This is a genomic window from Streptomyces sp. NPDC002845 (genome assembly GCF_053591955.1).
In genome coordinates, this window is record NZ_JBSFUU010000042.1 from 56,028 (window position 1) to 77,323 (window position 21,296).

Annotated in this window: 20 protein-coding genes and 1 pseudogene; 11 read left to right on the forward strand and 10 right to left on the reverse strand. The window is 70.5% G+C overall.

Annotated features, from left to right (window positions below):
* Positions 1 to 59: 59 nt before the first annotated feature.
* A complete protein-coding gene (locus ACWD3C_RS27895) occupies positions 60 to 2,183 on the forward strand; it encodes a hypothetical protein (protein ID WP_451148575.1) in 2,124 nt (707 codons plus the stop codon).
* A complete protein-coding gene (locus ACWD3C_RS27900) occupies positions 2,180 to 4,135 on the forward strand; it encodes a hypothetical protein (RefSeq protein WP_451148577.1) in 1,956 nt (651 codons plus the stop codon). The genes ACWD3C_RS27895 and ACWD3C_RS27900 overlap by 4 nt, the downstream gene beginning before the upstream one ends.
* 179 nt (positions 4,136 to 4,314) lie before the next feature.
* Here the strand turns inward: ACWD3C_RS27900 and ACWD3C_RS27905 are convergent.
* Positions 4,315 to 4,467: pseudogene (locus ACWD3C_RS27905) on the reverse strand (transcriptional regulator); the annotation flags it as partial.
* Between the two features lie 395 nt (positions 4,468 to 4,862).
* On the opposite strand from ACWD3C_RS27905, the gene ACWD3C_RS27910 reads away from it, so the two are divergent.
* Positions 4,863 to 5,348: a prevent-host-death family protein gene (locus ACWD3C_RS27910; protein ID WP_451148579.1), complete on the forward strand. Its 486-nt coding sequence runs from the start codon at positions 4,863 to 4,865 to the stop codon at positions 5,346 to 5,348.
* A complete protein-coding gene (locus tag ACWD3C_RS27915) occupies positions 5,345 to 5,695 on the forward strand; it encodes a hypothetical protein (protein ID WP_451148581.1) in 351 nt (116 codons plus the stop codon). The genes ACWD3C_RS27910 and ACWD3C_RS27915 overlap by 4 nt, the downstream gene beginning before the upstream one ends.
* A gap of 106 nt (positions 5,696 to 5,801) precedes the next feature.
* On the opposite strand, the gene ACWD3C_RS27920 is transcribed toward ACWD3C_RS27915, so the two are convergent.
* The 7 genes from ACWD3C_RS27920 to ACWD3C_RS27950 form a co-directional block, all read right to left on the reverse strand.
* Positions 5,802 to 7,811 (reverse strand): beta-galactosidase, encoded by a 2,010-nt coding sequence (locus tag ACWD3C_RS27920; RefSeq protein WP_451148583.1) that lies wholly within the window; start codon positions 7,809 to 7,811, stop codon positions 5,802 to 5,804.
* Positions 7,808 to 9,139, reverse strand: a complete 1,332-nt coding sequence (locus ACWD3C_RS27925; protein WP_451148637.1) for a glycoside hydrolase family 36 protein — start codon at positions 9,137 to 9,139, stop codon at positions 7,808 to 7,810. The genes ACWD3C_RS27920 and ACWD3C_RS27925 overlap by 4 nt, the downstream gene beginning before the upstream one ends.
* Before the next feature lie 32 nt (positions 9,140 to 9,171).
* The gene (locus ACWD3C_RS27930) at positions 9,172 to 10,071 is read right to left on the reverse strand and encodes a carbohydrate ABC transporter permease (RefSeq protein WP_451148585.1); all 900 of its coding nucleotides are present in this window, start codon (positions 10,069 to 10,071) and stop codon (positions 9,172 to 9,174) included.
* Complete coding sequence (locus tag ACWD3C_RS27935) at positions 10,068 to 11,045, reverse strand: carbohydrate ABC transporter permease (RefSeq protein WP_451148587.1); 978 nt, start codon at positions 11,043 to 11,045, stop codon at positions 10,068 to 10,070. Before ACWD3C_RS27935 ends, ACWD3C_RS27930 begins: the two co-directional genes overlap by 4 nt.
* Positions 11,042 to 12,352: an ABC transporter substrate-binding protein gene (locus ACWD3C_RS27940; protein WP_451148589.1), complete on the reverse strand. Its 1,311-nt coding sequence runs from the start codon at positions 12,350 to 12,352 to the stop codon at positions 11,042 to 11,044. The genes ACWD3C_RS27935 and ACWD3C_RS27940 overlap by 4 nt, the downstream gene beginning before the upstream one ends.
* 366 nt (positions 12,353 to 12,718) lie before the next feature.
* Positions 12,719 to 13,273, reverse strand: a complete 555-nt coding sequence (locus tag ACWD3C_RS27945; protein WP_451148591.1) for a GNAT family N-acetyltransferase — start codon at positions 13,271 to 13,273, stop codon at positions 12,719 to 12,721.
* Between the two features lie 266 nt (positions 13,274 to 13,539).
* Positions 13,540 to 14,355 carry a class I SAM-dependent methyltransferase gene (locus tag ACWD3C_RS27950; RefSeq protein ID WP_451148593.1) on the reverse strand — a complete coding sequence of 272 codons (816 nt, stop codon included), beginning with the start codon at positions 14,353 to 14,355 and terminating at the stop codon, positions 13,540 to 13,542.
* Between the two features lie 52 nt (positions 14,356 to 14,407).
* On the opposite strand from ACWD3C_RS27950, the gene ACWD3C_RS27955 reads away from it, so the two are divergent.
* The 6 genes from ACWD3C_RS27955 to ACWD3C_RS27980 all read left to right on the forward strand — a co-directional run bounded on the left by ACWD3C_RS27955 (position 14,408) and on the right by ACWD3C_RS27980 (position 17,552).
* Entirely contained in the window at positions 14,408 to 15,127 is a 720-nt protein-coding gene (locus ACWD3C_RS27955) for a GntR family transcriptional regulator (RefSeq protein ID WP_451148595.1), read from the forward strand.
* 284 nt (positions 15,128 to 15,411) lie between these two features.
* A complete protein-coding gene (locus tag ACWD3C_RS27960; RefSeq protein ID WP_451148597.1) occupies positions 15,412 to 15,591 on the forward strand; it encodes a hypothetical protein in 180 nt (59 codons plus the stop codon).
* Positions 15,588 to 15,767, forward strand: a complete 180-nt coding sequence (locus tag ACWD3C_RS27965; protein WP_451148599.1) for a hypothetical protein — start codon at positions 15,588 to 15,590, stop codon at positions 15,765 to 15,767. The genes ACWD3C_RS27960 and ACWD3C_RS27965 overlap by 4 nt, the downstream gene beginning before the upstream one ends.
* A gap of 52 nt (positions 15,768 to 15,819) precedes the next feature.
* Positions 15,820 to 16,212 (forward strand): DUF6415 family natural product biosynthesis protein, encoded by a 393-nt coding sequence (locus ACWD3C_RS27970; protein ID WP_451148601.1) that lies wholly within the window; start codon positions 15,820 to 15,822, stop codon positions 16,210 to 16,212.
* 34 nt (positions 16,213 to 16,246) lie between these two features.
* Complete coding sequence (locus ACWD3C_RS27975; RefSeq protein WP_451148603.1) at positions 16,247 to 16,381, forward strand: hypothetical protein; 135 nt, start codon at positions 16,247 to 16,249, stop codon at positions 16,379 to 16,381.
* A gap of 1 nt (position 16,382) precedes the next feature.
* Positions 16,383 to 17,552 carry a methyltransferase domain-containing protein gene (locus ACWD3C_RS27980; RefSeq protein WP_451148605.1) on the forward strand — a complete coding sequence of 390 codons (1,170 nt, stop codon included), beginning with the start codon at positions 16,383 to 16,385 and terminating at the stop codon, positions 17,550 to 17,552.
* Positions 17,553 to 17,673: 121 nt separating this feature from the next.
* Here ACWD3C_RS27980 and ACWD3C_RS27985 read toward each other — a convergent pair whose 3' ends face one another.
* Both ACWD3C_RS27985 and ACWD3C_RS27990 read right to left on the reverse strand, forming a co-directional pair.
* Positions 17,674 to 19,485, reverse strand: coding sequence for a copper resistance CopC/CopD family protein (locus ACWD3C_RS27985; protein ID WP_451148607.1), 1,812 nt, complete (start codon positions 19,483 to 19,485; stop codon positions 17,674 to 17,676).
* Between the two features lie 310 nt (positions 19,486 to 19,795).
* Positions 19,796 to 20,275: a cupin domain-containing protein gene (locus tag ACWD3C_RS27990; protein WP_451148609.1), complete on the reverse strand. Its 480-nt coding sequence runs from the start codon at positions 20,273 to 20,275 to the stop codon at positions 19,796 to 19,798.
* 188 nt (positions 20,276 to 20,463) lie between these two features.
* Here ACWD3C_RS27990 and ACWD3C_RS27995 point away from each other — a divergent pair, with 188 nt between their 5' ends.
* On the forward strand, positions 20,464 to 21,072 hold the full coding sequence (locus ACWD3C_RS27995) for an HhH-GPD-type base excision DNA repair protein (protein WP_451148611.1): 609 nt from the start codon (positions 20,464 to 20,466) through the stop codon (positions 21,070 to 21,072).
* Positions 21,073 to 21,296 lie beyond the last annotated feature (224 nt).

Consider the following 21,296-nt stretch of genomic DNA (forward strand, 5'->3'; position numbering starts at 1 on the left):
TCCTCCTCCCCCTCTCCCACCCCCGCACTCCCGCACGAACGAAAGGACGGCGACCACCGGTGACCAGCCCTCAGCCGGGTGACGCGAAGCTCGCGTTCACCGTCCCCTCGGGGCGGCGCCGCGTCGCCCAGGCCCGCTTCGGCCGTGAGTCCCGCCGCGATCCGCTGCTGCCCCAGCTGATCCGCAACGCCCTGCTCGACGACGGGCGGCAGCCGTGCGTCCAGGTACGCCTGAACACCACCGACGCCGCCAACCCGGCGGCCCGCGCACTGCTGGACACCGAGGCGGGCACCGCCCTGCAGCTGCACCGGGTGCTCGACGGCACGGAGTACGCGGCGCTCTTCCCAAGGCTCATCGGCTACGAGCCGGACGCGGCCGAGCCCTTCCTCCTGTACGCCGCACCGCGCGGCACCGCCACCGCGCGGACCCATGTGATGTCCGCGACCGACCAGCGGGTCTTCACCCGTGACCTGATGCTGGCCCTGTGCCTGCTGGACAGCCAGGGCCTGGTGCCGCGCGGCATCTCGCCCGGCACCGTTCTCTGGGACGGCACCTCGGCCCAGCTCTGGGGGCTGGAGGCGGTGACCCGCGTCGGGCAGCCGAGGAGCCGGTGGGGCCGGGCGCCCTACTGCTCGCCCGAACAGCGCCGGGGCGAGGGGCTCGCCGACTCCCGGGACGCGGTATGGAGCGCGGCCCAGGTGCTCTACCAGCTGGTGACCGGGCGCCCCGGCCACCCCGACCGGGCACCCGCCGACCTCGGCGAACACCGGGTGCTCGCCGAGACGCTGCGGGGTGCCTTCGCCCCGCGGGCGGCGACCCGGCCGACGCCCGCCCAGTTGCTCGACCTCCTGGCGCCGGGTGCCGCCCGACGCGTCACGCTCACCGCGCCCGCCGACGAGACGCACCCGCACCGGGAGGCGTTCGAGCAGGCGCTGAACCTCAAACGCCAGGCCCCCGTCGCCCAGCCCGGCAACGAACCCTCGATGGCTGCCGGGTCGTCTGCCGAGCGGGGCAACGGCGAGGTGCTCTGCCCGTACTGCCTGGAAACCATCCAGCTCGACGTCACCTCGCTCTACGTCACCGACAGCAAGAAGCAGTACCGGCCGCTGGACGTCTCGGGCATCGGCAACCCCCTGCGTCGGCAGGACGTCATGCGCGGCGCCGTCCAGAAGTGCACGGCGGACCGGGACTTCCCCGAGCACTTCATCCCGGTGCCCTACCTCAGCTACGGCCGCCCCCTGACCGTCGCGATGGTCGGCCAGTCCTCCACCGGCAAGAGCCATCTGCTGACCCAGATGATCGCGGAGATCACCGACGGCGGCCTGGAGCCGTTCGGCCTGAAGTGGCAGTCCGTCAACCCGGAGCAGCACGCGCGGTTCGTACGGGAACGGGTGCAGCCCCTGCGGGGCGGCAAGGTCCTCGACCACACCGGCGCCCTCGGCCTGGACGGCTTCGCCCGCTTCGTGGAGTCCCTCCTGATCAGCGACGCCCACGGGCAGGTGCGCCCGGTCGCCTTCTTCGACCTCGGCGGCGAGGACCTCGTACGCACCGACGCGGCACTCCGTTTCCTGCTCGGGATCGACGCCCTGGTCTTCGTCGTCGACCCGGTGCTGGCGCTCCCGCTGCCGCAGCTGGACCACGCCAGGGAACGCTGGGGTGTGGAGGTCAACCGGGACGGCGACCTCGCCTTCGCCACCGTCCTGGACCGGCTGCCGAAGAACGGCCCCTATCTGGACGTGGCGGCCACGATGGTGCTCGGCAAGGCGGACCTCCTGCGGTTCCGGCCCCCCGTCGACCGGTGGCTGGGCCGGGCACCGGCCACCTCCCTCGACCCCGCGCTGATGCTGGAGGAGAGCCGGGACGTCCACGGGCTGCTCCGCCACCACGCCGGCCAGGCATGGCTGCGCCCCTTCGACGCGATCCGCCGCTGCACCCTGCACGTCGCGTCGGCCACCGGCGGCCAGGAGGACCACGGCCGCTACCCGGCGGGGGCGGAACCCCGGCGAGTGCTGGAGCCGCTGCTCGCCCTGCTGGCCATGCACGGGCTGATCGAAGTACCGGGCGGCGCCGAGGCGTTCGCCGGGGGAGAGGCACCGGCGTTCGAAGCGGTGCCGTCGGGTGCGGCCGAAGAATCCGGGGGAACTGTGGGACCTGCCGGACCTGTGGGAGGGAAAGCGAAGTGAGCGACTTCCAGGACTGGAGCCCGGCCTCCGCGGGGCCGGGCGGTGGCGGCGGGCCCGACGGCGGCTCGGTGGACCAGATCGTCTTCCGCTGGGACGGCAACCAGGGCCGCCAGGGCACCGGCATGAAGGCCGTCGCCCACTCCTGCCCGGCCGAGCGCGCCGAGGAACTGGGCCGGGAACTGGGCCCGTTGCTGTGGGTGTCCGGAACGGGCGCCGCACGCCCCAGCGTCGTACGCGTCCTGTCCCGCGACGGCGCCGTCATGCTCGTCCAGCGCCGGCCCACCACCGACCGGTCCGGCCGGCCCAGCACGGTCAGCCATGTCCTGGTCGGCGACCCCGGAACCCTCAAGACCCGTCAGTGTCTCGCCCTCTCGTACGGCGGCTGGGGCCGCCAGGAATCCGCCGAGACCGCCACCGGCGAGCAGGACATGGTCGAGTGCGCGACTCTCGACGCACTGGCACGCAGCCGACTGCCGGACATGCTGAAACGGCTGCCGGAGGTCGAACACGCGCTCATCCTCGTCACCGCCGAGTGGCTGCGCGACCCCACCCAACACGTCTCCCTGCTCACGGAGGAGAAGGCCCAGCCCGGCTGGCCCGACCGCGACAGGGCGCCGCTGCTCTACCTGGGACTCTTCCTCCTCTTCGGCCCCTGGCTGAACCAGGAGTGGACCTTCGCCACCTACGACACGGTGGACACCCACCCCCTGCGCCTGACCTGCGTCCCCCACTGGGAACCGGACACCGGCGGCTCCGCCCCCCTGGCCCGCCTCATGAACCGCACACCGGCCAGCCCCCGCTTCGAACACAGAGCAGCGGCCCGGCTGGTGGAACACCTCCTCGCCCACCCGGGGAACGGCCGCCCCGGCGTCCCCCAACTACTCCACGACCTCCCCAACGGCGCAACCCTGCCCTGGCAGCGGCGAAGCGCCCTCCTCAAACAAATCCTCAGCCCCGACCGCCGCCCCGCCACGGCCCCGACCCCAGAACGGACCGAGGCGACGAGCACCCAGCACACGGAGCCGCATGGGGAGGGCCCCCCGAAACCGCATCCGCAGCCGCACCCTCACTCGAACACGCACCCAGAACCACATTCGGAGCGGCACCCAGCCCCGTACCCACATCCGTCTCCATCTCCGTCTCCGTCTCCGTATCCGTCTCCGCACCCAGAGCCCGCCCCTCGGACTTCTCCCCCAACCGCTCCCCCGCCGACGCCTCCGCACCCCCACCCGCCACTCGCCCACGAGCCGTACACACTCCACCGGGACCTGTGCCGCCACCAACGCGGAAACGGCATGCAACACAGCCTCCTGGTCGCGCAGTTGCGCGAACTCCCCGACGACGTGCTCCTACGCGAACTGCGCACCGGCGAGCTGCCGCCGGCCTCCGTGGACCTGCTCCTGAACGAGCTGGGAAACCAGGACCGCGTCCAACTGCGCCACCCGGACATGCAGCACGAGCTGTGCGCGGAAATGCTCCGCAACAACCTGTACTTCACGCCGTACGGACAGAGCGCGGAACCCGTCTCAAGGACGGCCATGGCCAACCGCGCGGCCGACATCTTCGCCTGGGCCGTCGCCCCACTGGCGCGGGACGAACGCTATCTGCTCGACCTGCGGGAGCTACTGCACCGCATGAGCCTCGACCGCGACCCCGCCGCCGGCAACTGGCTCCAGCAGAGCATCATCACCCCGGCGCACCGCCAGGCCCCCGACCTGCCACCCGTCATCTGGCAACAGCTCCTGCGAGACCTGCTCAGCAAGACCGACAGACCGCCCTCCCCACCCCAGACACCCACGGCATCCCCGAACACCCCCACCACCGCCGGACCGGAACCGCCCACCTTCGGGTCCCGCCTCTCCGAGCAGCTGAACAACCCGGGCTGCGTGATCGGGGCGGCCTTCGGCCTGATCACCGCCGTACTCATCACGATCGTGCTGCTCTTCGTATGACGTACGCTCCGTCCTCCCCTCGGTGGATGAGGAGGCCTGCGCCGTGGAGCGGCGGGCTGTGTGTTCGGCGCGGGCAGGCCGATCGAGGGGACGCCTCGGCCGGCCCAGTGCAAGCCGAGGTGCCTTGGACACTCGTTCGCACTGCCGACGGGGTGCCCGCGCACAAGGCGGCAGCCATGTCAGGCGACGGTGTACTCCGCGTCCCCAAAGTCCGCGACCACACGCAGCCGACCGCCGAGCGCTTCCACATAGGCTCGGAGGGTCGCGACCTCGGCGCGGTCCAGTTCGCCGTGTTCGATCGCGGAGACGCGAGGTGCTGAGACTCCCATGTGCAGGGACAGTCCACGGATGCGGTGATCGGCGTCGACGCGCATGGATGTGAAGTGTCCGTACGACGTCAGTGCCAGGGGGGAGCAAGTCCTCGGCCGTTGCGAGCTGTTCGTTCGGTTTCGCCATGTCGCCCAGCATGTCAGCACGGACCCGGCACTCGGCACCCGAAAGCTAGTTACTGACGGGTAAATTTCGCCAGGACTTCATTACTCCCTCCCCTCACTCCTGCTGTTCGCCAGTCATCAACCGGACGCACTCGGTGACCGCCAAGGCGTGTGCCATCAGCCCTGCCATCGACCTCGGAGAGGCGGGTTCCGTCCCCAGCGGCAGGGCGTCCGTCTGCACTTCCGCATCTTTCGCGGTAGAAATCAGAGTGCAGTCAGAGTATGGTCTGAGTATGGGTATCGCGCACTTGGCATTCGAATCGGAAGCCGTCACGTTCACCGATCTGTCCCGGAACCCGAAGGCCGTGGCAGCCAGGGCTGCCGCCCTGGGATGTCTGCGCATCACGCACCGGGACGCGCCCGATATGGTGCTGACCACGGCCATACACGCAGAGCGCACCGAGGAAAACCTGACCACTGCGTCCCGGCTGTTCCTTGCCTTGCTGAAGCAGGACGACGGCGCCAAGTCGCTCCTGCTCGCGCTGCCCGAGGTGTTCCCATGGGTGCGTCACCTGGACGGCGAGGAGATCCGAGAATTCACTGTTGAGCTCTTGGACGCCCTGTCCGATGCCGCTGAGCTGGGTACCAGGGAGGCTGTGCACCGAGCGATCATCTCGTGGCGAGCGACCGCCCGCATCAACGCCGACCCTGACCAGCTCGGGGAAGCACTCCGTCCGCTGGGTGACGTCGATCTCGGCCCGGTCGAGGTGCACGAGTGAGTCCGAAGAAAGGCGATCGGGTCAGCGTCCCCCCGCTGAGCGGCTGGAACGTCATCCACGGAACGACGGAGGCCGCGACCGGTTGGGAGGAGCTGTGCCGGGTGGCGCTGCCGAACGCGCATCGCTGTCTGGAAGCCCTTCGCACAGACCCGCTGTCGCGTGCCAACTGGAACCGTCAGCACCAGCTTCGCGGCAGGCACGCCACCAGGGAATGGAAGGGCACCGAACTGGAGCAGTGGGAGTACGAGATCACCAGCGGCGGCCGGGTCCGCTACCTGGTCAGCCCGGATACCTCGACTGTGATCCTGGTGTACGCCTCCCCGCGACACCCGAAAGACACCGAGTAGTCTCCGTCGCTCCAAGTGGCTGCAAGGCGGGGTGTGGGCCTCGACCTCCCGACCTCCCCGACGGCCGCGCCGGCCCGGGCTGCACCGGCGCGGCCGTCGGGGTACGTCAGCCCCGCGGCTCCCGCACAACCGCCACCTCACCCGGCGGAACCGTCACCGAACCGCCCGGCACCGGCTTCCCCGACAGCAGTTCCACACCGTCGGCGGCCACCTCGACCTCGCCGCCCCGGCCGCCGTGGTCGATCAGGAAGAGGTAGTCGGCGTCCTCGCCCCGGCGCCGGGCCACCTCGATGCCCTCGGGGGCCGTACGGACGGGCTCGACGCCCGCCTCGGAGCGCATGCGGGTCAGGAGGGTGGTGAGGGTGGCCGGGTCGGGGCGGGTGGCCAGGTACCAGGCGGTGCCCGCGCCGTACGCGTGGCGGGTGACGGCCGGTACGCCGGTCAGGGGGCCGTCCGTGTACGACATGACCGCCTGCGCCCCGGCCAGGTGCACGCGCTCCGACCACAACGTGGCCGTGCCGCCGCCCCCGTCCAGGCCGAGGGACTCGCCCGGCAGCAGCGGGAAGAGCTCGTCGGTCCGTACGCCGAGGGCCTCGCGGAACGCGCCCGGGTAACCCCCCAGCCGTACATGGGCGTTCTCGTCCACCATCCCGCTGTGGAAGCCGACCGCCAGCGTGCCGCCGCGCTCCGCGAAGCCCGTCAGGTTGGCCGCGCCCGCCTCGTCGACGAGGTAGAGGCTGGGGGCGAGGACCAGGCGGTACGCGTCCAGCTCCGCGTCGGGGCGTACGAAGTCCACCGCCACGCCCGCGCGCCAGAGCGGCTCGTACCAGTCGCGTACGAGGTCCTGGAAGCGCACGTTCTCGCTCGGCTGGGAGGGCAGCTCCATGGCCCAACGGGCGTTCCAGTCCCAGACGATGGCGACCTCGGCCGTGCCCGTGCTGCCGCGCACCTCCGCCAGCGCCTTCAGGTCCGCGCCCAGACGCACCACGTCACGCCAGATCTGGCTGTCCGTGCCCGCGTGGGGCAGCATCGCCGAGTGCCACTGCTCGGCGCCCGCCTTGGCGGCCCGCCACTGGAAGTACGCGACACCGTCGGCGCCGTGGGCCACATGGGACAGGGCGTTGCGGTGCAACTCTCCCGCGCGCTTCGCCCGGTTCACCGGCTGCCAGTTGACCGCACCCGTCGAGTGCTCCATCAGCAGCCACGGGCCGCCCGCCAGCGAGCGCACCAGGTCGCCGCTGAGCGCGATGTCGATCTCGGACTCGGGGTCGGCGGACTGGAGGTAGTGGTCGTTCGACACCACGTCCAGCTCCGGGGCCCAGCGCCAGTAGTCGAGGGCGTCGAAGTTGTACATCACCATGAAGTTGGTGGTGGCGGGGATGGCCGGGGCCGCCTCCCGCAGCACGTCCCGTTCCGCCGTGTACAACGACAGCAGCTCGTCCGAGCAGAAGCGGCGCCAGTCCAGCTGGTGGGTGGGGTTGGGGACGGCGCCGGTGGGGCGGGGCGGGAGGATCTCGTCCCAGTCGTAGTACCACTGGCTCCAGAAGGTGGTGCCCCAGGCGTGGTTGAGGGCGGCCAGATCGTCCTCGTACTTCGTCCGCAGCCAGCGCCGGAACGACGCGGCGCTCTCGTCGCAGTAGCAGGCCGCGTTGTGGCAGCCGTACTCGTTGTGGACGTGCCACATCGCCACGGCCGGGTGGTCGGCGTACCGGTCGGCGAGGACGCGGGCGATGCGCAGGGCGGCCTCGCGGTAGGCCGGGCTGGACGGGCAGAAGGTCTGGCGGCTGCCGTACGACAGGGTCCGTCCGTCGTGGTCCACCGGGAGCGCCTCGGGGTGGGCCCGGAAGAACCAGGCGGGTGGCGCGGCAGTCGGGGTGGCCAGGTCGGCGGCGATTCCGCCCGCGTGCAGCAGGTCCAGAATCCGGTCCATGCGCGTGAAGTCGTAGACGCCCTCGGACGGTTCGAGCAGCGCCCAGGAGAAGATGCCGACGCTGACCATGGTCACCCCGGCCTCGCGCATCAGCCGTACGTCCTCGGCCCAGACCTCCTCGGGCCACTGCTCGGGGTTGTAGTCGCCGCCGTACGCGATACCCGGGACGGACAGGGAACGGCTCATCGGTCAACTCCGGACAGAAGGCGACGAGTTGTGGTCACACCCCACTCGTCGAGGGACAACAGACGGTCACTGGACGCCATCAGGCCGCCCGTGGACTCCACGTGGGCGGCCCAGCGTTCACGGGTCTCGACGGCCGGGCGGGCCATCAGGCAGTCGGGGTCGTTGATCCAGAGGCGGCCGTGCTGCCACTGGCGTCCGACGCCGGTGAACTCGGCCGGGTCCTGGCCGGGCTGGCTGTAGTCGTCGGCCTGGGGGCGGCGGTGCGGGGCCGTGTCGGGGCTCACGCGCATGGCGTCGAAGAGCCCGATGGAGGGGAGGACGGGCGCGCCGCAGCCGAGCAGGTACGCGTCCGGGCCGATCGCATCGCGGATCAGCCCGATCCCCGCCCGGTACGCGGACAGGGCGTCCGTGCCGGAGTGCCGGGCGCCGTCCAGGGCGCCCGCGTACAGGAAGTCGACCTTGAAGTAGTCGTAGCCCTCGGAGCGGAGGGTGGCGAAGACCTCGCGCAGATACGCCGCCGCGTCCGGGTGCGTGGTGTCCAGGACGTACAGGTCGTGCCCCCAGTTGCGGCCCGCGTGCAGGGGCGCGCCCCCGGCGTCCCGTACGAGCCACTCGGGGTGCTCGGCGGCGAGCCGGCTCGACGGGTCCACCAGGAACGGTGCCGTCCAGATGCCCGCCCGGCGGCCGGCCGCCCGGATGCGGTCCGCGATCCCCGCGCGGGAGCGGAAGCGGCCGGAGAGGCTGAGCCAGTCGCCGAGGGCGGACTGGTAGCCGTCGTCGATCTGGACGACGTCGATGGGCAGGTCGAGGGTGTCCATCGCACGGAGGTTCTCGTGGATGTCGTCCTCGGTGACCTCGGTGAAGTACTCGTACCAGGAGCACCAGACGGTCGGGGCGGGGCTCGGGGCCGGAAGGCCGAGGCCCTCGGCCCACTCCGCCAGGACCGCCTGGATGCCGCCGGTGTGCGTGAACTCCTTCACCGGCCCGTCCGCGCTGATCTCGGCGAGGGTCCCGGCGGCGCCCCCGTCCCGCACCACCAGCCGGATGGACGGGACTTCGGTGTACGGGTCCGCCGCAGCCCACAGCCGCACCGGCGAGCCGTCGCCCGGGTCGAGCGCGAGCAGCCCCTCCCCCTGGAAGGTCCCCTCGGGGACGGTACGGCCGGGGCGGTAGCAGACCGTCGCCCAGTTGTCGTTGGTCGGGCGGTACGGCCGGTCGCCGAGGGCGTAGGCGCCGCTGGGGCTCCAGGACTGCCAGCCCTCCTCGTGGACGCGGGCGGTGGCCGGTTCCACGGGCACGGAGGTGACCGGGGTGAAGGGGTGGTGCACGGTGTTCTCTTTCACGAATTCACGAAGCGGGCTCAGCCCTTGTTGGCGCCCAGGGTGAGGCCGCTGACGAACTGCCGCTGGAGCAGGAAGTACACGATCAGTGTGGGGATCGCGGTGAGCAGGGCGCCGGCGGCGACCAGGTTGTTGTCGGTGAAGAACTGGCCGGAGAGGTTGTTCAGGGCCGAGGTGATCGGCATGTTCTCGCCGGTCGAGATGAGGACGATGGCCCAGAAGAAGTCGTTGTAGATCCAGATGGAGAGCAGGGTCGCGAGGGCCGCCATCGCCGGCTTGCACAGCGGCAGCACGATCTGCCAGTACAGCCGCCACACCGACGCGCCGTCGACCAGCGCGGCCTCGGTCAGCTCGTGCGGGAGCGTGCGCATGTAGTTGCTGAGCACGAACGCGCAGAAGCCGGACTGGAACGCCACGTGGATGAGGACCAGGCCCAGGGCGGAGTCGTACAGCTTGCCGCTCATGGTGATGCCGGGCAGGTCGATGAGCAGGTACAGCCGGTACAACGGGGTGATGATGACCTGCTGCGGGAGCAGGTTGCCGGCCGTGAAGACCAGCAGCAGGGCCAGGTTGATGCGGAAGTCGAAGCGGCTGACGTAGAAGGCGACCATCGACGACAGGAACAGCGTCAGCAGCACCGCCGGGACCGCGACGATCATTGTGTTCACGAAGTAGTGCGACATGTCGGACTGCGTGAACGCGTTGGTGAAGTTGTCGAAGGTCAGCGTGTCCGGCCAGGACACATAGCCCTTCTCGCTCGTCTCGGCGTACGGCCGCATGGCCGCGTAGACCGCCCAGAGCAGCGGCGCGAGCCAGGACAGCGCCGCGCCGACGAGGAAGATGTGCAGCAGGATCCGGGCGGGACGGACGGGCGCGCGCTTCTTGAGCGCGATGCCCGTGGTGACGGTGGGGGCGCTCACGATCGCCGCTCCTTCCGGAAGGTGGCCACCAGGTACGGGATGATCACGGCGAGCGAGATGAGGAGCAGGACGACCGCGATCGCGGACCCGTATCCGATCCGGCTGGACTCACCGATGATGTTGCTGGTGACGAGGATCGACAGCAGCTCGGTGCCCTCGGCGCCGCCGTTGAAGACGTACACCAGGTCGAAGGCGCGCAGGGCCTCGATGATGGTGACGACGAGGACGACGGTGTTGGTGGGCCGCAGCGTCGGGAAGACGACGTTCTTGAACGTCTGCCACTCGCCGGCCCCGTCCAGCGCGGAGGCTTCCCGCAGCGCGGGGTCGACGCCCTTCAGACCGGCCAGGTAGAGGATCATCATGTAGCCGGTGTGGCGCCAGGAGGCGGCGATGAGGATGGCCCAGAGGTTGAGGTCCGGGTCGCCGATCCAGTCGATGTACTTGCCGGGTTCGTTGGCCCCGATGAGGCTGTTGATCAGGCCGGTGTCGGGGTTGTAGACGAGCTGCCAGACGAACCCGATGACGGCCATGGACATCACGACCGGCAGGAAGAAGGCCGTCTGGTAGACCCGGCTGAAGCGGATCTTCTTGTCCAGCTGCACGGCCAGGAAGAGGCCGAGCGGCGTCGGGACGAGGATCAGCGCCACGAACCAGATGACGTTGTGCTGGACGGCGGGCCAGAACTGCGGGTTCTGCTCGAACAGCAGCTTGAAGTTCTCCAGGCCGACCCACTCGATGGCGTCGAACCCGATGCCGTCCCAGGTGGTGAAGGCGAGCGCGATCGAGGCGAGAGCCGTGACCCAGACGAGCGCGATGTGCAGGATCGTCGGAAGACCCGCCATCAGACCGAGCGTGAGCCGGTCGCGGCGGGTCAGCAGACGGCGGTGGCCGTAGAGGGCCTTGGGGGCGGGCGCAGCGCCCGGAGGCGGCACGTCGGCCGCCTCCGGGATCTCGGTCTTCGTTTCGGTTGTCATGACTGAGCGAAGATCGTCTTCTTCTGGCGCTCGATGGAGGACAGCAGGCTGTCGACGCCCTTGGGGTCACGGACGAACTTCTGCAGCGCGGGCTGCATCACCGTGGAGGTGAAGTCCGGGCGGCTGTCACGGTCCATGAACTGGGTGAGGCTCTTGGCGCCCGCGATCATGTCGTACGCCTTCTTCTGGAGCGGCGTGTACGCCGAGGTGTCCGCCTTGGTGGAGGCGGCGACGACGCTCGGGTCGGACTTGAGGTAGATCTCCTCGGCCGCCGGGCTGCCCAGGTACTCCAGCAGCTTGACCGCGCCCTCCTGGTTCTTCGGGCTCTTGCTGAGCATGAAGCCGTCGGTGGGCGCCTCGACGGTGTCCTGCCCGTACGCCGGGTCGATCTCCGGGAAGGCGAAGAAGTCGAGGTCTTCGAGGTCGGCCTCGTTGGTGAACTGCTGCGCCACGAAGGTGCCCAGCAGGTACATGCCCGCCTTCTTCGCCACGAGGGTCTGTGCGGCGTCCTGCCAGGTACGGCCGGTGGCGCCCTCCTGGTGGTACGGGAGGATCTCGGCCCAGCTGTCGAAGGCGGCGCGCACCTTGGAGTCGGTCCAGGACGCCTTGCCCGCCATCAGCTCGACGTGGAAGTCGTAGCCGTTCTGGCGGAAGTTGATCTGGTCGAAGGTGCCGAGCGCGGGCCAGGCGTCCTTGTCGCCGAAGGCGATCGGGACGAGGTTGTCCTTCTGCATCTGCTTGCAGAGCGCGACGAAGTCGTCCCAGGTGGTGGGCACTTCGTAGCCCTTCTCGGCGAAGACGCTCTTCCGGTAGAAGATCGCCCAGGGGTACGTGTACAGCGGCACGAAGTAGTACTTGCCGTCCTCGCCCTTGCTGAGCCCGTGCATCGCCTCGGGGAAGTTGTCCCCGACCGTCTCCCACACGTCGTCGATCGGGGTGGCGAGGCCCTTGCCCGCGAAGAACTGCATCCGGTAGCCGGCGAACCAGGTGAACACGTCGTCCGGCGTGCCCTGGAGGTAGGAGTTGATCTGCTCCTGGAAGGTGTTCGAGTCCTTGGTGTTGACGTCGACCGTGAGACCCGACTCCTTCTCGAACGCCGCGTAGATGTCCGCGAACGCCTGCTTCGGCACCGGGTCGGACGCCTTGGAGCCGAGGGTGACGGTGTCCGGGTCGGACCCCGCGCTGCTGCCGCCGCAGGCGCTCAGCAGGGGTATACCCGCGCCGAGCACCGCCGCGCCGCCGATGCCGCGCAGCAGGCTTCTGCGGCTGGTGCCCGGGATGGAGAGGCCGGAGGGTGTGGTGTGCATGTCGGCTCCTGGGGGATCGGGGCCCGGTCTTGACGCGTCGCAGGGGGCTGATGGCCTTCGAGCCCTTGACTACTCCGCATCGAAATTGGTCGAAACCAATCAGAAATCAACTGGACCGAACAGAGGGTGGCGTAATAACAGCCGCATGTCCGGTCATACGTCAAGGGCGTGCGTCACCCTTTGTTGAAACGTAATCGACACACCCGGCCGCCACTTTGCCCCCAAACGGCGCGCTTCCAGCGGGGATGGTGGAGTCTCGGGTGTTCCCGGGGCGGAGGCGATGTGCCGGGGTGGCCGATTCGTTATGGGCGAGGTGCCGGTCGGGACCTGGTCGTGACGGCTGGGGCAGCGGAGTTCGGGGGTGGGTCACATGCTCTGGGCCGACCATTCCCGGTCGAGGATCGCGTGAACGATGGAGTCGCGCCACCGGCCGCCCTTGCGGATGTGTTCGCGGATGCGGCCTTCCTCGGTCATCCCAGCGCGCGCCATCGTCTTCGCGGACGCCTCGTTGGCCGGTGACCGAGCACCCCAGATGCGGTGCAAGCCCAGCTCCTCGAAGCCGAAGCCGAGCAGCAGCCGTACCGTCTCCACTCCGTAGCCGAAGCCCCAGACGGCGGGGCTGAGTGCGAACCCCATGGTGGCGCCACGGGTCTGATGCGGGTCCGGGGCCAGACGGCCGAAGCCGATCAGCGTGCCGGTGCCGCGCTCGACGACGGCGAGCGCATACTCCGAACGCGGATCGGCCTTCGCCGTCTCCATGCACCGCGTCACGATCTGCCGGACTTCGTCGCGCGTCCGGGGCTCGAACGACAGGTGCTCGGTCGCGGTCTCGCTGCCATAGATGGCGAACACGGCGTCGGCGTCGGCTTCCTGGAACTCGCGGAGCTCCAGACGCCGACTGAGGCGGTGGACCGGATACATGCCCTGGACTCTACTGGCAGTGCTCAGCGCGGCAGAGCGGGCCTGGTCGGCGGGTAGAGGCCGATTTCCTCGCGCAGGTCGCGGGCGAGGATCGCCGTACAGATGGGCTCGCGGGTGAGCGCTGCCTGGACGCGCTGCGCAGAGACGACGATGCCCCGATTGCGCTGGCTCGGCGGCAGGTCCAGGACGGGGCGGATGGCGTCGGCCGCGCCGTCCAGGCCGTCAGTGTGGGGCCGGATCAGGGCGTGGTGGCATGTTTGTACAGATCAGACCGGTCGGCGTCCGATCGCCAGCAGGTGGGAGCTGGCCGCCAGCAGCTCCGGGTAGGGCTCGGCCATGCGCGCCGCAGTCAGGGCCGACTCGAACAGAGCCGTGTCCCGGAACGACTGGCCGGTGTTCCGCTCGGCCGCGGCGAGCATGGACCAGGCCGGGCCTTCGACGCCGAACACGTCTGCGCCATCGAACCCGGCTACTGCTACCTCGTCGCGCAACTGCTCGCCACTGTGGAAGTAGGCGGCGGTGAATGCCTTCCTTCCGTCGTGGATCTGGCTCGTGAGGATGGAGCCGATGCTCTTCTGCATCGGCTCCTTGTGCAGGTGCGCGAAGGCCGCGTGCTCGAACAGGCTGCTGTACCGGTTGATGCCGGCCGCCGCCAGGAGGCCGCCTGGCTTGAGCACACGGTAAGCCTCGGCGAGGGCCTGGTCGCGGTCAGCGCGTTCGAGCAGGTGGTAGAGCGGGCCCAGGACGAGAACGACATCCTGGGAGGCGTCCGCGGCGGTGAGGTTACGGGCGTCTCCCAGTTCGGCGGTGGCGCCCGTCTGCTTCGCCCGTTCGATATGGCGGGGGATCGGGTCGACCAGGTGGACGGTGTAGCCGTCCTCGATGAGCCATTGGGCGTGGGCGCCGGGGCCGCCTCCGACATCAAGGACCGACGCAGGCGGTTCGGGGAGGCGTCGGCGCAGCAGTTCCTGTGTGCGTACCATCTCCAGCCGCCCATCGGCTGTGACGCTCAGCCGTTCCGCCTCATCGACGGTCTCGGTGTAGAACCTCACGATCTCCGGCGCTAGCTCAGGGCTCGTCATGCGGGCATTCTGGGGGCTCACCGGTGAACCAGTCCAGTGATCGGAAAGACGTATGCCTCTGCTGAAGTACGAGCAGATCGCCGATGACCTGTGCACGCGGATCGCGAACGGCGAGTTCAACCCCGGCGACCTGCTTCCCTCCGGCCGGGACCTGGCCGAGCAGTGGGATGTGTCGCGGGCGACCGTGGTCAAGGCGTACGACGTTCTGCGCCATGACGGCCTGGTGGTCGCCCGGCAGGGTGCCGGGTTCACTGTGGCCGAGACACCGATCGCACGACCTGCGGGCGGACGCCGCGCGGGTTCCACGCGCGTGTCCGGAGGCGCCGCCTACCGGCGTCTTGGGGTCCCGGACCGCGCGGTGCCGCCTGGCCATGTAGTCGATGCGCTGAGTTTGAAGCCAGGCGAAGAAGCCCTGCGCAGGACCCGGCTGGTGCTGCTCGACGATGGATCGCCGCACAGTCTGGTGACGGCCTGGTTTCCGCCTGCGGTCGCGGATGCCGCACCCCGCCTGGCCATGAAGGGGCCGATCGCCGAGGGCACCACGCACTATGTGCGCCGCGTGACGGGCCGCTCCCCGGCAGAGGGCATCGACGCCACCACCGTGCGCCTGGCCACCGACGAGGAAGCTGAACTGCTCGAAGTGGAGACGCCGACGGCGGTGGCTGTCGTGCTACACGCGGCGCTTGACCAGGAACGTCAGCCACTCGTATGTGAAGAGGGCATCACCGCGGCGCATGTGTTCGAGCAGGTCGACCGCTACCCGATGCGCTAGCAAAACCAGCACTCCACTTGACTGGACCGGTCCACCGGTCCAGTCTTTTTGTTGTGCCGTGCTCGCTGGCCGCGTCTCGCGGTCATGCCGTGCCCGGCTGCCGGAAAACGAACCCCGGCGACCGCTGGGCCGCGGTCCCGGGGCGTGGCCGACCTGAATGGAGCAGATCGACAATGCACCTTGTATCACAGCTACTTGCATGGGTCAGGACGGTGCTCTTCGGGCCGCCCGAATCCGGCCGCCCCGCCCCCGGTGCAGGCCCGGAGACCGCCCGGAGCCTGCCGATGCGCCACCCGTCGCCGCAGCAGTGGGACACCGTCCTCGCTCAGGCGCGCTACCACCGGACCCCGCGCCTGTGGCCGCCCGCCGCCGAGGACGATCCCACCGCCGGCCTCGTGCGCGCCTATGCGCCGCCGCTGGAGGAGTGCATGCGGGTGCCCGCACCGGCAGGGGAGGCCCGGTGACCGTGACGGCGTACAAGCCGCGCCTCGGAGACACCGTCGAGGACACCGAGGCCAAGAAGACCGGCAGGATCATGGGATTCGAGGGGCCGTACGTGCAGGTGCGGCCGGTCGGCGGAGGCCGCGAGTGGGACGCCCGCCGGAGAAGCTGCGGCCGGTCACGCTCGCAGAAGCGCTGAGCGCGGGCGTGGCCGTGGCCGTGGCCAACGCTCGGTCCCGAGGGGAGACGCCGTGACGGGGAACACCTCCCTGCCCATCGACGTCGAGACGATGCGCGCCACCGCGGCCCGCCTGCTCGCCGACGACACCGAACCGCTCTCTCCGGATGAGCTGGACACGCTGACGCTCACCCTGCGGGGGCACCTGGAGCTGCTCATCCCCGAAGCCGAGCGAGCCGCGAAGGAGATGCCCGACGACGCCCCCGGTATGGCGGTCCCGGTCGCAGGCGCGCTCGTGTTCGGGGCAGAGGCCCGCAGGGAACTGGACCTCCCGCCCCACCCCGCACTGGACGTCGCCACCAGGTACGCGTGCAGACTCGCCCGCTCTGTGAACACCCTCTGCGACCACCTGGAACAGCTGGGGGGGGGCGGGTACTACCCCCTACCCCACAGGGAAGGGCGCTGAGCACGACAAGTCCACGACACAAAAGGAGAACACCGTGAGGGCAGACGCGATCCACGGGACGGCCGGAGGCGGGGGTGGCGGCGGGGGCGGCGACCCCCTGCCGGGCGAGCCGTGGCCCGGCCCGCCGGAGCCTCCGTCCCCCGACGGCGGCCCGAAGGCCGTCGGCTGACATGCCCCTCCCCGGACTGGAGGAGGGGCGGTCCGCGCTGGGCCGCTCCCTTCTTGAGCGCAAGGACCTGACCGCTGACTGGGTCCCGTCGTTCGTGGCCGTGCCGCGAGCCCCGTTCCTGCCCGAGCTGATGTGGCCGTACGACATGGACAGCGGCACCACGGTCACCGCCGACCTGCGGGACGACCCGGCTGCCTGGTTCGCCCATGCCGACACCGACGTGCCGATCGTGACCCAATGGGACGACGGCACGAGCGACCGGCCGGGCACCGTGCCGACATCGTCGGCGTCCATGCCGTCCGTCGTGTTCCGCATGCTGCGAGACCTGGACGTGCACGCCGGACACCGCGTGCTGGAGATCGGCACGGGCACCGGGTGGAACGCGGCGCTGCTCGCCGACCGGCTCGGCCCCGAGAACGTCGTCACCGTCGAGATCGACCCGGCCGTGGCCGCCGCCGCACGCGACCGGCTCGCCGCCTTCGGGCTGCCGGTCCTCGTCGTGGAGCGGGATGGTGAACTCGGTGACGAGGCGGGCGCTCCGTACGACCGGGTCATCGCGACGGCCGGGCTCCGCCGAGTCCCTCCCGCGTGGATCGAGCAGGTCCGGCCAGGCGGTCTCGTCGTCGCACCGTGGGGCACCCACTACGGCAACCAGGACGCCATCGTGCGCCTCACGGTCGCCGACGACGGCGCGAGCGCGTCAGGTCGCTTCACCGGCCCGGTGGAGTTCATGAAGCTGCGAGCCCACCGCCTGCCATTCGCCGGACACGCGGTGTACGTACCGGACGGCGTGACCGGAGCCGCCCGCTCCACGACGACCGTCACCGAGGACGATCTGCTCGGCGGCGGCCGGTTCGCCGCGACGTCGTTCGCCGTCGGGCTGCGTGTCCGCGACTGCTTCCACCAGGCCGCGCCGAAGCGCGACGGGGCCAGGCCCGTGTGGTTCTACGGGCTCACCGACCGGTCGTGGGCATGCGTCATGTTCCGCGACGGGCACGAGGAAGCCGACGTCTGGCAGTCCGGAGCGCGCAAGCTGTGGGACGAAGTGGTCGCGGCGCTGGACTGGTGGCGGGCATCCGGCGAGCCGGGGTACGAGCGCTTCGGCCTGATCGTCACCGCCGACGGCCGACGGGCGTGGCTCGACCGCTCGTCGGAATCCTGGGAGGTCTGAGCCCTCGCGTCCATGTGGGCCGGCCCCGTCCGTCCGGTACGTCTGTGACGGGTGGGCGGGTGGGCGGGTTTGCCCGCCTGTTCGATCCTTCGGCGGGTGCGACCGTGCGGGACGGGACGGCCTAGCCCACCCGCACATCCTTCTCCACCGTCACCTGGTCGATCTCCGTCGTCCGGACGGTGATCTTCATGGTCCACATGCCGGGCAGCGGCAGCTGGAGGGAGTCGGTGGACCAGTACCCACCCTGGTTCACGAGCTTCGCCTCGATCGGCCCCACGTCCTGCGCCCGCAGGGTGAAGGAGACACGCAGCTCGGGGACCGTGGAGATGCCGCCGTCGAAGTCGTTGTAGACCAGAGCCTGGACGGAGTTCTGGCCGACGCGGCCGGGGGAGAGGTCGATTTGCACCTTGCCGCTGCCGTTGGGGACGCCGGTGTCGAAGGGGATGAGGCTGCTGGAGCCGGTGTTCTCATCGGGCGCCGCGGCCGCCGGGGCCGACTCCGCCGCCGTCTCGGCCTCGGCCCGGCCCGGCAGCGTGACGGTGAGCAGCGTGGTGATCACCAGAACCACGACCCCGATCACGGACTCGGCGAGCACTGAGCGGCGAAGGGCACGGCGGTGCATGTCGTCGGCGGGAGGCGGGGAGGCAGGAGCAGTGTGCACGGTCGCGGGAGTGCCCTCGCCCACCGGCCCTGCTATCGGCCCGCCCACCCGCTCCGGAACCCGCTCCTCCGCCCGCAGCACAACCTGCCGCTCCCCCGCCGCCCCCCACCGCCCCGTCCACTGCCGCGAGGCCCCCGCCGCCACCAGCAGAAGCAGCACCGCGCCCAGCTTGGCGATCAGGATGCGGCCGTACGACGTCGACGTGAACGCCTCCCAGGAGCCGAGGCCGCGCCAGGACTGGTAGACGCCGGTGACGACCAGGATCGTCACAGCGGTGAACGCGAGGCGGGAGAAGCGGGCGACCCCGGTGACCGAGAGGTCCTCGGGGGCGCGATACAGCACGGTGAGCAGTGCCGCCAGGCCGCCCAGCCAGACCGCCATGGCGAGCAGGTGCAGAACGGAGGAGGTCATCGCCACGGGGACCTGGATGCCCGCGGAGGCATGCTCGGCGGCGGCCCAGGTGAGCGCGAGGCCGAGGGAGAGGGCGACACCGCCGACGGTCACGGCCGTCCCGCGGCGCCCGGATTCACGTACGGGAATCCGGCCGCGTACGAAGAAGAACACGAAGCAGAAGGCGCCCGCCAGCAGCGCCAGCCGCCCCACCAGCGCCACCCCCGGCCGGCTCGTCAGCGTCTCGCCCAGGACGGCCGGGGCGAAGGCGTCAGCGAGGCCGCTCCCCCGCTCGTACGGCCCCCGCAGCAGAAGCAGGGCCACCGTCGACACCAGCAGCGCCAGCCAGCCCGCGAGCAGCGGCCTGCGCAGAGGCTCGGACCAGCCGCCGAGGATCGCCGCCATGAAGACGGTGAGGCCGATGAGGAGGGCCAGGCCGCCGTACGCGAGATAGCGGGTGATGTTGTAGAGGGAGGTGACGGCCGGGTCCTCGGTGGGGGCGGCAACAGGGGCGGTGGCGGAGGGTTCGCCGACCGAGAAGAGCAGGACGCCCGCGACGGGGTGGCTGTCCGCCGAGACAATGCGCCAGGCGACGGTGTACGTGCCCTCGTCCAGGTCGTCGGGCAGGGTCACGCGGACCGTGTCGGAACGGTCGTCCGCGTGTTCCGCCTCGCCCGTGTCGAGGGGGCGGTTGTCGGGGCCGATGACCCGCATGGAGTCGTCGAGGAGGCCCACGGACTCGGTGAAGGTGAGGGTGACGTGCCGGGGCGCGGAGTCGAGAACACTTCCGTCGCGCGGGTCGCTGCCCTTGAACGCGGCGTGCGCGGACGCCGTTCCCGCGCCGCCGAGGAGGAGCAGGACCAGCACGGTGCCCAGCAGCACCAGCCGCTGAAGCCCTCGGCGCCCTACACGGGGCCGGTGTCCGGACGTAGCCCCTTCCGCCTCTCCGGCTCCACCATGCCGCCGTCGCCCCTCATCCCTCGGTCGCCTCACATCATGTCCCCGGATCGGCATCGCTGGCCCTGGTTACGTACGCACGAGGTGCCCGTCGGGTTCAAGTGACCGGAGCGGTGACGGTCACCACGTCGGCCACCACCAGGTCATGGCCGTACTCCAGGACCGTCAGCCATCAGCCGCCCATCGCCCGCGCCCATCGCCCGCCGCCTACCGCCCACCGCCCGCTCGGCCGCCGTCAGGACCTGCACAACTCCCTGATCAGATCCGCCCGTTCCGGATAGCGCGCGAGCAACTCCCCGGCCTCCCCGTGCTCGTAACCCTCGTACATGAACCCGGGCGCCATCGTGCACCCGAAGAACGTGAACGCCCCGCCCGCGACGACCCTCGCGCCCATCCAGGTCCCGGCGGGCACGGTGTACTGCACGTGCTGCCCGCCCAGGATGTCGGGCCCGAGCACGACGGTGCGCGAGGAACCGTCCGGCGCGAGGAGCAGCATCCACAGCGGGTCGCCGAGGTAGAAGTGCCAGACCTCGTCGGTCGGGAGGCGGTGGAGCGCCGAGTAGTCGTCGGGCTCGGCGGTGAGCAGGGCGACGATCGCTGTGCCCTCGGGCCGCCCGTCGGCACGCGCGGGCCCCGCCCACGTCTGACGGAAACGCCCGCCCTCACGCGGGATCGGCTCCAACCCGTAATGGGCGACAAGCTCTTCGGGGGTCACCCGCCCAGGCTAGGGTCCATCCGGGGAAGGCCACCTCCCGGATGAAGGCATCGGGGTACTGGCGGGCCCACGGGGTGAGGGGCGCGGGCGGGAGCGCGTAAGGGATCGCGAAGGGGATCGCGAAGGGGATCGCGAAGGGGAAGCTCGCCCCAAGGCGATCACCCACGACATGGGCGATCATCGAAGACATGGACGTCACGCTTCACCTCGCCCAGCAGCCCGAGGCCGACGAACTGCTCGGCCGCAGTCCGCTGGCCGCCCTCGTCGGGATGCTGCTCGACCAGCAGGTCCCGATGGAGTGGGCCTTCGCCGGGCCGTACACCATCGCCCAGCGGCTCGGCACCGACGACCTCGACGCCCACGAGATCGCCGCGCACGACCCCGAGGCCTTCGCACAGCTCCTCTCCACCAAGCCGGCGGTGCACCGCTACCCCGGTTCCATGGCCAAGCGGATCCAGCAACTGTGCCAGTACCTCGTGGAGCACTACGACGGTGACGCGAGCGCCGTGTGGTCCGGCGTGGCCACCGGCCCGGAACTCCTCCGCCGCCTGGGCGACCTCCCCGGCTTCGGCCCTCAGAAGGCCCAGATCTTCCTCGCCCTCCTCGGAAAACAGCTCGGCGTCCGCCCCGAGGGCTGGCGCGAGGCCGCGGGCCCCTACGGCGCCCCCAATTCCTTCCGCTCCGTCGCCGACATCACGGGCCCGGAGTCCCTTGCGAAGGTACGGGCCCACAAGCAGGAACTGAAGGCGGCGGCCAAGGCGGCCAAGGCCGCGAAGCCAAAGGCCTCCGACGGGTAGGCAGACGGTCCGGAGCCAAGCGGCGCAATCCGGAGGGATTGGCAGATTTGGCTCACCCGCGCCCTCCGTAAGGCCTGGTGACAGCCGTCAGAACTGAGCCAAACCTGCCAATCACCGGCCTGGAGACCCTGCAGAGAGCGGCCGAGCCGACGACGTTCGGCGGCGCCCCTTCGCCGTCTCCGGGGCCGGGTGATCCTCAAAGGACTCGCACAGGGGTCCGGCAA